9 protein-coding genes are annotated in these 14,639 nt (G+C 51.8%); 4 read left to right on the forward strand and 5 right to left on the reverse strand.

The window, feature by feature from the left end; translation table 11 throughout:
- The gene (gene mqnE / locus BOC67_RS08260; protein ID WP_291909217.1) at positions 1 to 1,176 is read left to right on the forward strand and encodes an aminofutalosine synthase MqnE; all 1,176 of its coding nucleotides are present in this window, start codon (positions 1 to 3) and stop codon (positions 1,174 to 1,176) included.
- A 9-nt stretch (positions 1,177 to 1,185) separates the two neighbouring features.
- On the forward strand, positions 1,186 to 1,713 hold the full coding sequence (locus tag BOC67_RS08265; RefSeq protein WP_291909219.1) for a DUF192 domain-containing protein: 528 nt from the start codon (positions 1,186 to 1,188) through the stop codon (positions 1,711 to 1,713).
- Here the strand turns inward: BOC67_RS08265 and BOC67_RS08270 are convergent.
- The 3 genes from BOC67_RS08270 to BOC67_RS08280 all read right to left on the reverse strand — a co-directional run bounded on the left by BOC67_RS08270 (position 1,701) and on the right by BOC67_RS08280 (position 6,209).
- Positions 1,701 to 1,988 (reverse strand): hypothetical protein, encoded by a 288-nt coding sequence (locus BOC67_RS08270; RefSeq protein WP_291909221.1) that lies wholly within the window; start codon positions 1,986 to 1,988, stop codon positions 1,701 to 1,703. The two genes, BOC67_RS08265 and BOC67_RS08270, sit on opposite strands and share 13 nt — an antisense overlap.
- A 26-nt stretch (positions 1,989 to 2,014) precedes the next feature.
- Positions 2,015 to 3,577 (reverse strand): FMN-binding glutamate synthase family protein, encoded by a 1,563-nt coding sequence (locus tag BOC67_RS08275; protein ID WP_291909223.1) that lies wholly within the window; start codon positions 3,575 to 3,577, stop codon positions 2,015 to 2,017.
- A 367-nt stretch (positions 3,578 to 3,944) separates the two neighbouring features.
- Positions 3,945 to 6,209, reverse strand: a complete 2,265-nt coding sequence (locus tag BOC67_RS08280) for a c-type cytochrome (RefSeq protein ID WP_291909225.1) — start codon at positions 6,207 to 6,209, stop codon at positions 3,945 to 3,947.
- Between the two features lie 167 nt (positions 6,210 to 6,376).
- Here BOC67_RS08280 and BOC67_RS08285 point away from each other — a divergent pair, with 167 nt between their 5' ends.
- The gene (locus BOC67_RS08285; protein ID WP_291909227.1) at positions 6,377 to 7,645 is read left to right on the forward strand and encodes a nucleoside transporter C-terminal domain-containing protein; all 1,269 of its coding nucleotides are present in this window, start codon (positions 6,377 to 6,379) and stop codon (positions 7,643 to 7,645) included.
- 157 nt (positions 7,646 to 7,802) lie between these two features.
- On the opposite strand, the gene BOC67_RS08290 is transcribed toward BOC67_RS08285, so the two are convergent.
- The gene (locus BOC67_RS08290) at positions 7,803 to 8,201 is read right to left on the reverse strand and encodes a DUF4259 domain-containing protein (RefSeq protein ID WP_291909229.1); all 399 of its coding nucleotides are present in this window, start codon (positions 8,199 to 8,201) and stop codon (positions 7,803 to 7,805) included.
- A gap of 72 nt (positions 8,202 to 8,273) precedes the next feature.
- Positions 8,274 to 11,804: a chromosome segregation protein SMC gene (gene smc / locus BOC67_RS08295; protein WP_291909232.1), complete on the reverse strand. Its 3,531-nt coding sequence runs from the start codon at positions 11,802 to 11,804 to the stop codon at positions 8,274 to 8,276.
- Between the two features lie 267 nt (positions 11,805 to 12,071).
- Here smc and BOC67_RS08300 point away from each other — a divergent pair, with 267 nt between their 5' ends.
- Entirely contained in the window at positions 12,072 to 14,303 is a 2,232-nt protein-coding gene (locus BOC67_RS08300; protein ID WP_291909235.1) for an FUSC family membrane protein, read from the forward strand.
- Positions 14,304 to 14,639: the final 336 nt, after the last annotated feature.

Consider the following 14,639-nt stretch of genomic DNA (forward strand, 5'->3'; position numbering starts at 1 on the left):
ATGAGACAAGATTATGCCGCTGTAGAAGTATTACTGCAGCAACCCGGACTGGATCAGTCGCTGAAAGCAATAGGCGAAAAAGTATTAAGACAGGAAAGACTGACGCCGGAAGATGGACTGACCTTATTTGAAAAAGGCGATATCGGATATTTGGGCGCATTAGCCAACCACGTACGAGAGCGGATGCATGGCGATAAAACCTACTTCAATCGTAACTTTCATATTGAACCGACGAACGTCTGCGTCTTTACCTGCCATTTCTGTTCCTACTCCCGCCTTTACAAAAACAGGGAAGACGGTTGGGAACTCAGCATCGACCAGATGCTGGACATCGTAAAAAGCTACGACAACCAACCCGTTACCGAAGTGCATATCGTGGGTGGCGTACACCCTAAAATGCAGCTGGACTTCTTCGTGGAACTGATCAAAAAAATCAGGGCTCACCGTCCGGACCTGCACATCAAAGGCTTTACCGCCGTGGAGCTGGACTACATGTTCCGCAAAGCAAAAGTGAGCATCGAAGAAGGTATGCGCATCCTCAACGAAGCCGGCCTGCAATCCATGCCCGGCGGCGGCGCTGAAATCTTCCACCCGGACGTCCGCGCTAAAATATGCCATGATAAAGTGGATGCGGAAGGCTGGTTAGCCATCCACCGCGCCGCACACCAGCGAGGCATGCACACCAACGCTACCATGCTGTACGGCCACATCGAAACCTTTGCCCACCGCATCGATCACATGGAGCGCCTGCGCAACCTGCAAGACGAAACCGGTGGCTTCAATACCTTTATTCCGCTGAAATTCCGCAACAAAGGCAACGATATGTCCGACATTCCGGAAACTTCCGTCGTGGAGGACCTCCGCCTGTACGCCATCGCGCGCCTTTACATGGATAACTTCCCGCACCTGAAAGCCTACTGGCCAATGCTGGGAAGAAATACGGCACAACTCACCCTGAGCTTCGGCGTAAACGACCTGGATGGTACTATCGACGATACCACCAAAATTTACTCCATGGCCGGTGCAGAAGAACAGAACCCCTCCATGAATACCGCGCAGCTGGCAATGCTGATCCGTCAGGCCGGCCGCCGCCCCGTGGAAAGGGATACCGTTTACAACGAAATCAAAGATTATACGGAAGTAGTTTTCTCCGATGAGGAACTGCTGCTGAAATAAACCTGATCTATGCATCTATATCTGAAACTTTTACTGGTAGCCGGGCTCTCCGCAGCCGGCTGCAACCAGGCTGCATCAAGCAACCAGGCTGCAACAGATACCTCCACTGCCCCCGTAGCGGAGCAGCAGGTGGAAACCGCCAACGGCATCGCCTTCCGGAAAGACGCGTCCCTGGCATTCGTTTCCAAATCCGGCGCCGATACCCTTCGCAAAATCGATATCCAGCTGGCCCAAACCGACCAGCAGCGCGAAGATGGCCTGATGTACAGAAAGTCGATGACAGATGACCAGGGCATGCTCTTCATCTTTCCGGATATGGAAGAGCGGTCCTTCTGGATGAAAAACACCTACATCTCCCTGGATATTATTTATATCGATGATAAAATGGAGATCGTATCCATCCAGAAATACGCCACACCGTTATCCGAACAAAGTCTGCCTTCCTTCAAAAAAGCGCAGTACGTGCTGGAAGTAAACGGTGGCTTCTGCGATAAATACCATATTGGTTACGGCGATAAAATCAGCTATACCAAATAACAATACCAATCCGCTGCTGTACAGGCAGCGGATTTTTTTATGCTTTTTCTGCCGATTGCCATCGGCACTTTTGATACATATTCTGACTTACGAACGAATACTCCGCTTTCCAGCGGGGTATTTTTTTTGCTCGCAAAGGGGCATAAGGAAAAATAAGTGCGCAAAGGTTTTCCATATAAAACAGGTTCCTGTTCAGAAAAAATACCAGATCGATCAGTAAAGCCACAAAAAAAGCCCCGCTGGAAAGCGGAGCCTTTTTTGCTCTTTTGATACATATTTGACTGCTAACACTATAGCCGGATTAATTATGAGCAATCTGCTCTGGGTACAGCGGGCCGCCGGCCTTGCTCAAACGCGGACCATAAATTTCCGCATAAGAACGTATATCCGTTCTCGTTACACGGCGGAACAATGCTTCCGGTTGTACCTTATCTGCAGCCGTAAAGCCGCAGGCGCCCATCAGCTCTGCCAGGGCATAAATGGTGTTGCGGTGATAGTTAGCCACGCGAATGCGTTTATCCGCCACGTTTACCCCGCGGTACAGGGTCGGGTCCTGCGTAGCCACCCCTACCGGGCAACTGCCGCTATCGCACTGTAACGCCTGGATGCAGCCCAGCGCCAGCATCATGCCGCGGGCACTGTAAGCAGCGTCCGCGCCCAGCGCCAGCACTTTCATAATATCAAAACCGGTGATGATCTTACCACTGGCCAAAATGCGGATATGTTGTTTCAGGTTGTAATGCTTCAGCATATTCACCACCATCGCCAGCGCGTCGTACAACGGCATACCAATGGAGTCGGTGAATTCCAGCGGCGCAGCCCCGGTACCGCCTTCGGCGCCATCCACGGTGATGAAGTCCGGGTAAATACCAGTGTTCACCATCGCGGTACAAATGCGCTCAAACTCGTCCGCACGGCCTACGCAAAGTTTGAAACCTACCGGCTTGCCGCCGCTTAGCTTACGCATCTGCTGCAGGAAGGCCAGCATTTCATATTCATTGCTAAACGCGGTGTGCGCCGCAGGTGATAATACGCTCACACCCGGCTTCACCTTACGGATAGCCGCAATTTCAGGAGTATTTTTAGCTGCCGGAAGTACCCCGCCCTTACCAGGCTTAGCGCCCTGGCTCAGCTTCAGCTCAATCATTTTTACGGAAGGCGCTGCCGCTGCCGCTTCGAAAACGGCCGGGGAGAAATTACCTGCCTCATCACGGCAACCGAAATAACCGGTACCAATCTGCCAGATCAGCGCGCCGCCATTTTCCAGGTGATAAGGACTGATACCGCCCTCGCCCGTGTTGTGGGCAAAATCGCCGATCTGCGCGCCGCCGTTGAGGGAAAGCACCGCCGTTTTACTCAGCGCGCCGTAACTCATGGCGCTGATGTTTAACAAGGAAGCGTTATATGGCTGGGAACATTGCTCGTTACCGATGGTAACACGCAGTGATTCAGGTTTTACTTTAACCGGGAACGCAGTATGGGAAGCCCACTCATAACCTGGCTCGTACATATCTGCCAACGCGCCGAAGGCAACGGTTTGCTTCACATCCTTCGCACGCTGATATACGACAGAACGCTGACGGCGACTAAACGGCCGTCCGTCCGTATCTGATTCAAAGAAATACTGACGCATCTCCGGACGGATGTTCTCCAACAGGTAACGCAGCCTGCCCAATGCAGGATAGTTACGCAGCAAAGCATGCGTTCGTTGAAAACGGTCGTACAGGGTAAGAATGCTCAAACCCACGGCCACAGGTAATAAGATCCAACCGCTAAGATAACCGCGATATATCCCCACTGCTACGGTAATGTCCAATACGAGGCATAAAAAGTAAACCGCCCATCGTGCAATCCGATGATTCATAAAGTTGTTTTTATAAGATTGTTTGGTAATTGCTTTGGATATTGCGCCTGCGTTGTGCCAGGCTGCGATCCTCCCGAACAACTAATCTCTTTCCATTAAGTTGTCCGGGTTAAAATGTTGAAGTCTTTGGGGCAGGATAAAAATGGCAACGTGACGCCGCAAGTACAGCAAGCTGTTGTACATAGGTTTCTCTGCGTTCGTATGTGTGTTGCCTTTGTCATTACAGGGCAAAGATAGGGTTAATTTCCTTCACGAAAATGCACTTCAGCTATGATTTCAAGACATTAAATATTGTTGCTTTTTCTTTTGTAAATATTCAATGCTGCTCATGCAACATTGAATATTTATGCATATTTCAGGAGTTTATCTATTGTAATTCCGCGGCTGTAAAGGGCTTTTGGCGGCCGTTATATTGCTTTCTCACCGCTTTGATATCTGCTTCCGTTACCTCGCCCGCTTTATTTTTCCAGGCCGCACGCAGGAAAGAGAGTAATTGCGCAATGTCCGCATCGCTGTATTCATCGCTGGCGCCAATTCCTGGCATGTCCCCGCTGATTTCGGGCGACTGGTACACCTTTCCATGCACGGTAACCGGCCCGGTAAGGCCATATAACACTATAGCCGCCAGCTTTTTCTTGTCCCCGTTCACCCAGTTGCTCTCGTTGAGCGGCGGCGCCATGGAAGCAATGCCGTTCCCGTTTTTACCGTGGCAGGTCTGGCAAATATTGGTGAACACCTCGCGCCCGCGGGGATACAGCAGTTCCAGCGCCTCCATCTTCTTCTTTTCGGCAGCGCTCTGCATATCCTCCATAGTGGCCGTCAGCGCCTTATACAGCGCAATCGTCGTGTCTTTATTCACCGCCTGCAACTGCTCCAGCAACGCCCGCTCCCGGTCCTGCGCATTGTTTACCAGGGCCGCGGCCATATAGCGATCGCCCGCATAATGTGCAATGATATATTGTTCCATCCTCCCGGCCGCAGCTTTATCCCACTTCCCTACCGCCGGCAGGAGCCACGCGGCATAACGTGCCGTGGCAGGTTGCCGCAATAAGCTGTCAATTATCCCGGTAATTATAGTGCTGTTTTTTTGGTTGTAGAGAAAACTTAATGCCGCTATGCCCTGTTTTGCCAGTCCGGGCGACGAACTGTCCAACGCAAAACGCACATCAGCCAAAGTGAGCGCCCCTAAGCCCTCGAGCGTCCAGAGGGCATGCCGCTGGGTAAAAGGCCTCGTAGTATCGTGCAGTGCAACCCGCAGCAGCGGCGCGGCAGACAGCATCTTCCTGTCTACCAGCTGCTGTTGCGCCATATCCCGGATGATCCCGTTTTGATGATGCAACAACGTCAGCAGGGAAGAGGTATTCAACCCCGCCTTCAGCAGTATCGGATGACTGCCCCTGGGCACAATGCGGTAAATACGGCCGCAGTTCAGCGGCAACGTGAGCTTACGGTCAGCTATCTGCTGCTTCAGGTAAGGCGTCAGGTAAGTTTTATGCTGGATAATGCCCCGGTACATGTCCGTGATATACAACGCCCCATCTGTGCCGGTGATCAGGTTAGTGGGCCTGAAACGCTCGTCCGTACTCGCCAGGAACTCTTTGCCTTTATATGCCTGCTCCCCGGTAACCACTCCCCCGCTGTCGCGCAGGAGGTTCCATTTGATCAGGTTGGCCGCCGGTTCGGCTACGAATGCGCTGCCATAGTATTTAGGCGGCAGCAACTCCCCCCGGTAAATATGCGGTCCGCAGGCCGCCGTAAAGGAGATCAGCTTGCCTTCTTCATTGAGTACGCCTTTCACATAGCCACGATTCACACCGAGGTTCTTACGCGCCGGATATACGTTGTTATCTTTCACCACCTTTTCATCGTAGCCGGCAGCTTCGCGCTGGTGCGTGTTTTTGCCGGAGAGGCCAGGCAGGAAGTAATCCCCGAGGAGGTTCTGGGAATTGTTGTTATAAAACAGGCGGCCCTCATCGTCCTGGGAAATTCCCCATTGCCCGCGGAACTGGGTATGTTCCTTCACCCACTTTCCGTCGATCTTACGGTAACGGCTATCCGATTTTGCGTTGTAGATCCAGTTGTCCATTGCCCGGAGCAACCCGTTGGGCTGGTGTTCCACATTGCCGCCATCGGCGTAATGGTCGTCTACGAGGGTGCGTTTCCCCGGCTTATTGCCATGGATTTCGTAGTACCAGAGGTTGGGCGGCGCCGCCACGAGGATACCGCTGTCTACCAGGCTAATGGCCCTCGGCAGCACCAGGGAATCGAGGAAAACGGTGCGTTCATCCGCCACGCCGTCCCCGTTCTTATCTTCGAGTATTACAATCTTTCCGTTCGCGATATCTTCGCCGTTACCGGTGGTATCCGGCATAAAGCCCGTCATCTCCACCACCCACATGCGGCCGCTGAAGTCGAACGTCATGGCCACCGGCGCAACTACCATGGGCTCCTGCGCTACCAGCTGCACTTCCAGGTCGTCGTCCAGCGACATATGTTTGATAGCCTCGCGGCCTTCCAGCACAGCGGCTGAATCCTTGTCCGTTTGCGCGGTATTGTCAGTAGCGGTATGTTGGTTACAGGCAACAAAAGCCAGTATTAACGCGGAAAAAATAAGGTATTGGTAACGGCCCATCTTATGATCTATTGCAAGGGTTAAAAATACAGTTTTTTAAAACTTTTTATGATCAACTTTACATCAGTGGCGGGTGCCAAATGAATTCCCTGCAATTCGCGGCGACTGAAGAAAAAACCCTTATCTTCGTCGCTAATTTGCATACATTTTACGATTTATTTGCATCTATGGGACGCTTTCAGGGCTTGATAGGCATTGTACTTATTTTGGGTATAGCCTTTTTATTTTCGAACAACAGGAGCAAGATCAATTACAGACTGGTATTAAGTGGTATTGCATTGCAGGTGTTGATAGGGATTCTTGTGTTTAAAGTACCGCCGGTTACCTGGTTCTTTCAGCAGGTAGGCCACGCGATGGGCAAGCTGGAAGCATTTGCCCGCCAGGGCGCCGCCTTCGTCTACGGAGGTATCGGCGTATCCCAGCCGCCAACCGGCACTATTGCCGATTATGCCAGCGGCGGATTTGTTTTTGCCTTCAACGTTACCGCCACCATCATCCTCGTTTGTGTGCTGGTAGCCGTTTTATACCACTTCGGCATTATGCAGCGCGTGGTAGCCGTCATCGCCCGTGCTATGAATATCATCATGCGGGTGAGCGGCGCGGAAGCGCTCAGCAACGTAGCCAGCGCCTTTGTAGGCCAGGTGGAAGCACAGGTAATGATCCGTCCTTACCTCTCCTCCATGACCAAAAGTGAATTGCTTGCATCCATGAGCGGCAGCCTTGCCTGTATCGCCGGCGGCATCCTCGTGGTATATGCCAACATGGGCTTCCAGGCAGGAATGGACATTGCGCCTTTCCTCATCACGGCCAGCCTCATGGCAGCGCCGGGCGCGCTGGTAATTTCCAAGATCGTATTCCCGGAAACGGAGGAAAGCGTAACCATGGGCAGGGTGAAAATGGAAGTGAAAAGCAATTATACCAACGTGATTGATGCTATTTCACACGGCGCCGGCGATGGTTTCAAAATTGCCATGAACGTGATCGCCATGCTGATCGGGTTTATCGCGCTGATCGCCCTGCTCGACTGGTGCCTCATTCACATAGGGCATATCTTCAATCCTAACTTCGACCTCAGCCTGGACTGGATTTTCGGTAAGCTCTTCACTCCGATGGCCTGGGCCATGGGCGTACCTACGGATGATGTGAGTAAAGTAGCGACCCTGCTCGGGCAGAAGTTAACCATCAACGAATTTGTGGCGTTTAAGAGCCTCACCTCCCATAAAGTAGAGGTAGTTTCTCCTAAAGCAATAGCGATTGTAACCATAGCCATTGCCGGCTTTGCGAACTTTTCCAGCGTGGGCATGCAGATTGGCGGTATCGGGGAGCTGGCGCCAGACAGGAGGAGCGACCTCGCGAAACTCGGGCTGAAGGCCCTGCTTTGCGGCACCCTGGCTTCCTATCTCTCTGCGACTATTGCAGGTATTTTACTGGGATAACGGAGGAGTGCCTGAAAAACCATACTAAGGTATTTTTTAGAGAACACACTAAAGCTATAAGAAGAAACGCCCGTCCGGCATATGCCAGGCGGGCGTTTCTCGTATAAGTTGACCACAGGCAACAGGCGCCTGTACGATGTCGAAATTGATGCAGGAACTAGATTTCCAGCCTTTTGATCAGTCCGGCCTGGATGCCTTCCCATTCTTCCAGCTGTCCGGCCTCTTCCCATGCAGTGCGCATACCGGAATCGGCAACGATCTTTTTAACTGCAGTGATGGCCTGATTTCTCAGTGCTTTCGTACCGATCAGGTTTAAGATATCCAGTCTGTCCAGCGGATCTTCCGGAAAATCCTCACTGGCACGGCCTACCAAAGCAGCTACTGTTTCAGCAGCAGCCAGTCCTTCTTCGCAATCGGAAACTTCAAGTTTCTCATGATTATTGATGATACGTGCCAGCGTATCAGCTACCATACCACCATCTTTGTTGTCGATCAAATCAAAAACCCAGTCTTGAGATCCTTCGTTTTCAAAGTTTCTGGTGCCCCATGCGCCCATAGTGTTTAGTGTTTTTTTATTTTTTCAGATAATATTTAGCAGTCAATATGTAATAACAAACTTAGTCGTTTATCAGTTCAAACTCCGGAAATCTACCGGCACCAGCTTGCTCACGCCGGGCTCCTGCATGGTCACCCCGTAGATCACGTCCACAGCGGCCATGGTCTGTTTGTTGTGCGTTACAATGATGAACTGGGAATTGTCGGAAAACTTACGGATCATGTTGGTGAACTTGCCTACGTTGGCATCGTCCAGCGGCGCGTCCACCTCGTCAAGGATACAGAACGGCGCCGGCTTGATCAGGTAAATGGCAAACAGCAACGCAGTGGCCGTCAGTGTCTTTTCACCTCCGGAGAGCTGCGTGATGGCTGCCGGGCGCTTACCTTTAGGCTTGGCAATAATTTCGATACCGGTATCCGCCAGGTTTTCGGGGTCGCTCAATATCATATCGCATTGATCTTCCTCGGTAAACAGGGCTTTAAATACCCGGATAAAGTTTTCTTTTACGGTGTTGAAGGTATCCAGGAACTTCTGGTTCGCAGTAGACTCTACTTCCTGGATGGTAGCCAGCAGGGAATCTTTCGCGTTCACGAGGTCCGTTTTCTGCTCCAGGATAAATTCATAGCGCTTCTTCATTTCCTGGAAAGCCTCGATGGCCGTAGGGTTGATCTCACCCATATTTTCGAGCCGCTTTTTCAGCCTTTCCGCGCTGGCCTGCAGTTCTTCCACCGGCAGGTCTGAACTACGCTGTTCGTCAATGATCTCATCCAGGTTCACTTTGAACTCCACGCTCAGCCTTTCCTTCATGGAAGCCAGCTGCAGTTTGAGTTCGTTCACCTTGTCCTTGATGGCATTGAGCTGGATGTCCAGCTGCTCGCGGGCCTTCTGCTTGCTGCGAAGGGTGGTTTCCAGTTCCTGCAGGTGGTTGCGGAAGTTGTAGTATTCCTGGTCTTTTTCGTTCAGGGCTTTCTCTTCCTCTTCGCGCTGGCGGAAGAGTTCCACCAGTCCATCGTCCGCATGACTGAGCTTTTCCACCGCCGCAGCGATGTTGGCCGCAGCGTCTTCCAGTTGCGCTTTATTGTTCGTGATCTGCGTGTGCAGGTCCGCGAGTTGTTTGCGTTTGAATTCCAGTTCCTGTTTCAGGGCCTGGATCTTACTCTGCTGGCGGGTATGTTGCAGGTTTTGGTTATTGAACTGCACATTCGCCATGTTGAACTGCTGCTCCACTTCCTGGGCTGCCCTGTCCGCCTCAATAATGCTGTCCTGCAGCTCATTTACGCGATCGTTCAGGTTGTCCAGCTCTTCCCTCACTCCTGAAATGCTTTGCTGGTTCGTTTCCAGCGATTGCTGCATTTCTTCCAGGCGTTTATCCCCGGCTTCGATCAGGTGATGGAAGTTCTCAATCCGGTTTTGCAGGCCAAACAGCTGGTTGCTCAGCTGGTTGATTTTATCACGGCCGGCGTTGATATTATTTTCGTTGAGCTGGCTGTTATAGCCCAGCACTTCGTTGTGTTTATCCTGGATGGCTACACGCAGTTTGCCCACGATGGCTTCGAGGTCTTTGATCTCGGCTTCGAGCTTTTCGAGGTTTTTTGCGCGTCCCAGCTTCTTCCCTTCAAACAGGCCAACGGAGCCCCCGGAGATGTTGTATTTTCCGCGGTGCATGCGGCCTGACTTTTCGATCAGCACCACATCATCGGCAGGCAGCTGGCTGAATTCGAACCGGCTGATATCTTCCCCGATAAATACTTTACCCAGCAGGAAATAGCCCAGGCCTTTGTACTTCTCCTCTATCTCCACCACCTGCAAAGCCGGAATAGTGCCCGGAGGGGTCACGATGTTAGCCGCTTGCTGGCGGAACTGGTCCAGGATGAAGAAGTTGGCTTTCCCTTTTTTATTGGCGTCGAGGAGCTGGATCGCCTGGATGGCTTCAGCAGTATTGTTGACGACGTAATAGTTAAGGTAAGGCTCCAGGAGGTTTTCCACGCAGGTGCGGTATTCCTCTTTACAGAAAAAGATGTCGGAGAGGATGGGTGCGGCGTTATTCCAGTCGGGGTTCTTTTTGAGGAACTTGATACTTTCCGGATAGCCTTCGAGGCTGTCGACCAGGGATTTGAGCAGGTCGTATTCGTTCTTTTTGGAATCGAGCTTACGATTTTCATCTACGAGCTGGTCGCGGAGTCCTTCGATATCTGACTGGGTAGCAAGGATTTTTTCTTTGGTTTCGTCCTGGAACCGGATCATTTCTTCCAGGGCGTTTTTTTCTGTTTCCAGCGTTTGTTGCAGGGTTGCTTTTTCCCCTTCCAGCTGCGTGATCTGTTGCAGGCGGCCGGCTTTCTCCTCCTGCAATTGTTGCATACTGCGTTGCAGGTTTTGCACGGAAGTATCGGCTACGGCTACTTTCTTTTCGGCTTCGAACTGTTGCCGCTGCCAGCGTTGCTGGTCGTTGCGGAGGGTTTCGAGGGCCTGTTTCTTTTGCTGGAACCGCTCTTTTTTCTCTTCCACCATTTCCCGGAGTGTTTCCAGCTCGTCGGTCATGGTTTCGAAGATTTCGGATTCTTCCACTACCTGTTTCTCAGAGAATTCGATGGAGGAAGTGAGCCCGGAGAGCTGGCCTTCCGCGCTGTTGAGGAAGTCCGTAATATTTTTTTCGCGTTCCCGCAGGTAGGTCAGCTGCTGGGTAGCGAGGTTTTTATCGTTTTCTTTGGTTCGGATGGTGGCCACCAGCTCGTTGAAGGATTTCTGCAGCGTCTGCAGTTCCCGCTCTTTGGCCACGAAGTGGAGCTTATCCTCTTCCACGGCGGCTTCCGCAGCTTTGATCTCCGTTTCCAGGGCCAGTTTGCGGTCGCTCTCTTCCTGTTGCTTATCGGAGAGCTCCTTGAAGGTGATGTTAAAGCCTTCCAGCGCTGCTTTGGCCAGTTCGATGCTGGCTTCGCGGTATTCCTTTTTCACCTCGTAGAAGCGTTCGGCTTTACGGGCCTGGCTTTCGAGGGTTTTCAGGTTATTATTGATCTCAAAAAGCAGGTCCTCGATGCGGTTGAGGTCCCCCTCGGTAGCATCCAGTTTCGCTTTGGCTTCCTTTTTCCTGGTTTTGTAGATGGAAATGCCGGCGGCCTGCTCGAGCATGCGTCGGCGGCTGTTCTCCTTGTCTTTGATGATATCGTCCACCATTCCGAGCTCAATAATGGCGTAGGAGTCCGTACTCACCCCGGTATCCATAAAAAGGTTATGGATGTCCTTCAGGCGGCAGGCTACATCATTGAGGCGGTATTCGCTATCACCGTTTTTGTAGAATTTACGGGTAATCGTTACCGTGGTGAATTCGGTAGGCAGTACATTTTTGGTATTCTCGAACGTGAGGCTAACCTCGGCCATACCACTGGAAGAGCGGGTTTTGGACCCGTTAAACACAAGCCCCGCCTGGTTTTCAGAACGCAGGTTACTGATCTTATGCTCCCCGATTACCCAGCGGATAGAGTCGATAATATTACTTTTGCCGCAGCCGTTAGGCCCGATTACCCCGGTAATCCCCTCATCAAACTGCAAAACGGTCTTGTCTGCAAAACTTTTAAAGCCTTTAATTTCTAGTGTTTTTAAGCGCACGACTTTACTCCGAGATTTTTAAGGCGTCAAAGATATAATTTTACCCGATTGAAAAGTAAATTAAGTGAGAACCCAGAATCTCCGGTATTTTTTTATACACACTTGTGAATATTTAATATTCCCGAACAAAACACCGGAATTATAATGGTCTGATTATAAATATACTAAAAACCGTAATTAAAATTTAAATTCCTGTAAGAATTAATACCCGGGATTCTTTTAACGGGGGCTAATAATTACCTTTGTGGCTCCAAAACCCGAAAGAGTTTGCGTACAGATAATTGGATCAACGACGTTAAGACATTCCTTTACAGTTATCATTTCAGCAACGGATTACGTACTACCATCAGTGTGGTGGTGCCTTCGCTGGTATTTATGGTCCTGGGCCAGCTGGAACTCGGCATTGCCATGTCGATGGGCGCGCTGTGTACCGCCCTCAGCGACGTTCCCGGCACCATCATCCACAAACGGAATGGTCTTATTATTAGTACCATCCTCATCTTCTTAACAGCCCTGGGCACAGGGTTGCTGATCCCGTATCATTTTGCAATGATCGCCTGGATCATTGCCTGCTGCTTCTTCTTTGCCATGCTGCTGGTGTACGGCAACCGGGGAGGCAACATTGGCACCGGCTGCCTGCTGGTGCTGGTATCCATCCTGGGGGAATCCCTGCAGACGCCCGCCGTAGTTATGCTTCACGCCCTCATGGTATTACTGGGCAGCATCTGGTATGCCTTGCTGGCCCTGATCCTCTGGCAGATACGGCCCTACCTGAACGTACAGCAGGCGCTGGGCGACTGTATCATCCAAACGGCGCGCTACCTGGAACTCCGGGCCAACTTCTACGTGCCCGGTGTGGATGTGGATGAAAACTACCGCCAGGTCGTAGCCCAACAGGTACTGGTCAACGAAAAGCAGGAAAACGTCCGCGAACTGCTCCTCAAACGCCGCTCCGCCCAACAGGGTACCACCAGCATCAACAAAAGCATGGTGCTGATCTTTTTGGACATGGTGGACCTCCAGGAGCAGATCATGGCCTCTCAAACCGATTACAAAGCCCTGCAGCGGGATTTTAAGGATGCTGACATCCTGGATAAATATCATTCCCTTATTCTCGACTTCGTAGAAGAACTCAAAAATATAGGCATTGCCGTGGCCGCCGGGCAGCGCAGTCTCCCCAAAGCCAACCTGAAGCTGGGCATGGAAAAGGTAAGGAAGCAAATTGCTGAAATCACCTTAAAGCTCCCTACCCTCCGGGAACGTACCCGCACGATGCCGCTCACCAACATCCTCTCCAATCTGCAGGATATGGCGCAGCGCGTGTACAACCTCCACCGCCTTACCCGGCTGGAACGCCTGAAGGACGAGTCTATAGACCCGAAGCTGGAACTCTCGAAATTCACCACCCGTAATAAGTACGACTTTGAAACCTTCCGGGACAACCTCACTTTCAAGTCGCACATCTTCCGTCATGCCATCCGGGTGAGCCTGGCCACCGTTACCGGCTACATACTGGGCATGGCTTTGGAACTAGACCGGGTGTACTGGATCCTGCTGACCATCATCGTCATCCTGAAGCCAGGCTTCGGACTGACCCGCTCCCGCAGCATCCAGCGTGTAATCGGCACCGTGCTCGGCGCATTATTCGCCGCCGGCCTGCTGTACCTGACCAGCAACGGGACGATTATTTTCTTTGCCATGCTGCTCTGTATCCTCGGCGCATACAGCTTCATGAGCTTCCGTTATACGCTCAGCGTGTTTTTCGTCACCCCGTTCGTCATATTCCTGCTGCACTTCCTCCACCCATCTGATTTGTACAATGCCGCGCAGCGGGTACTGGACACTTTCATCGGCGGCTCGCTGGCTTTCATTGCGAACATGGTCGTATGGCCCAGCTGGGAGCACACTTTCCTGCCGGACTACATGAAGAAAATGCTGGAAACCAACCGGCGCTATTTTGACACAGTGATGGGCGTTTATGTAAAAGAGAACGTCACCGTCACTGATTTCAAGCTGGCCCGGAAGGATACCTACGTCGCCAGCGCCAACATGATGGCCGCTTTCCAGCGTATGCTCACCGAACCTAAAAGCAAACAGAAAAACGCTTCCACGGTGTATCACTTCGTGGTGCTTAATCATACGCTTACTTCCCATATTGCCGCCCTGGGCTCCTATAGCTTGCACCATGGCGTACAGTTCCCCAAAGAGGAATACCAGGAGGTAACGGATTACCTGCTGCGCTATATGGACCAGCTGTTGCTCATGCTGGACCCCGCCACCAAGGCACAAGCCCAGCTGCCAGCCCCGCTGAACACCTTCGACCACCTGGACAAGCGCCTGGATGAACTCGTGCAGCGCCGCCAGGAAGAGATCAATGCCGGCGCGGGCGCTACGCCGCTCCGCGATGAAATGCTGGAAGCGAAACAAGTGCATGATCAGCTCATGGCGATATTGTCGCTGGTGAAGGATATGGGTAAAGCGTTGGCGGAAGTGAAATAGCAGGTGGACGCGGTTGCCCCCTCCAAACCTGCACCCTGGCAGTGTTGGGCAATCTTACCGTCCTGGTAAAATAAAGTTTATTAGGGTTGGGCGCGGTCATTCCGCGGTAGAAGCAGGCAACGAGGCGGAAGCCCGCGAAACCTGCTGCAGCGCACCCCGAGGGGAACTACGGGGCAGGCAGAGGGGAGAGGAACAAAGCCTGAATGTTAGCCGCATCCAGGCAGCACTAATTTCATTGCATCTCAAAGATGCGCTTTATGCAGCATGCATTACTAAATTAAGATGAATCAAATTAATTACCAAAAATTTTAGCAAATTTTTTTCACCCCAAAAGGC

The sequence above is a fragment of the Chitinophaga sp. CB10 genome (assembly GCA_001870995.2).
In the GTDB taxonomy this organism is placed as follows: Bacteria; Bacteroidota; Bacteroidia; order Chitinophagales; family Chitinophagaceae; genus Chitinophaga.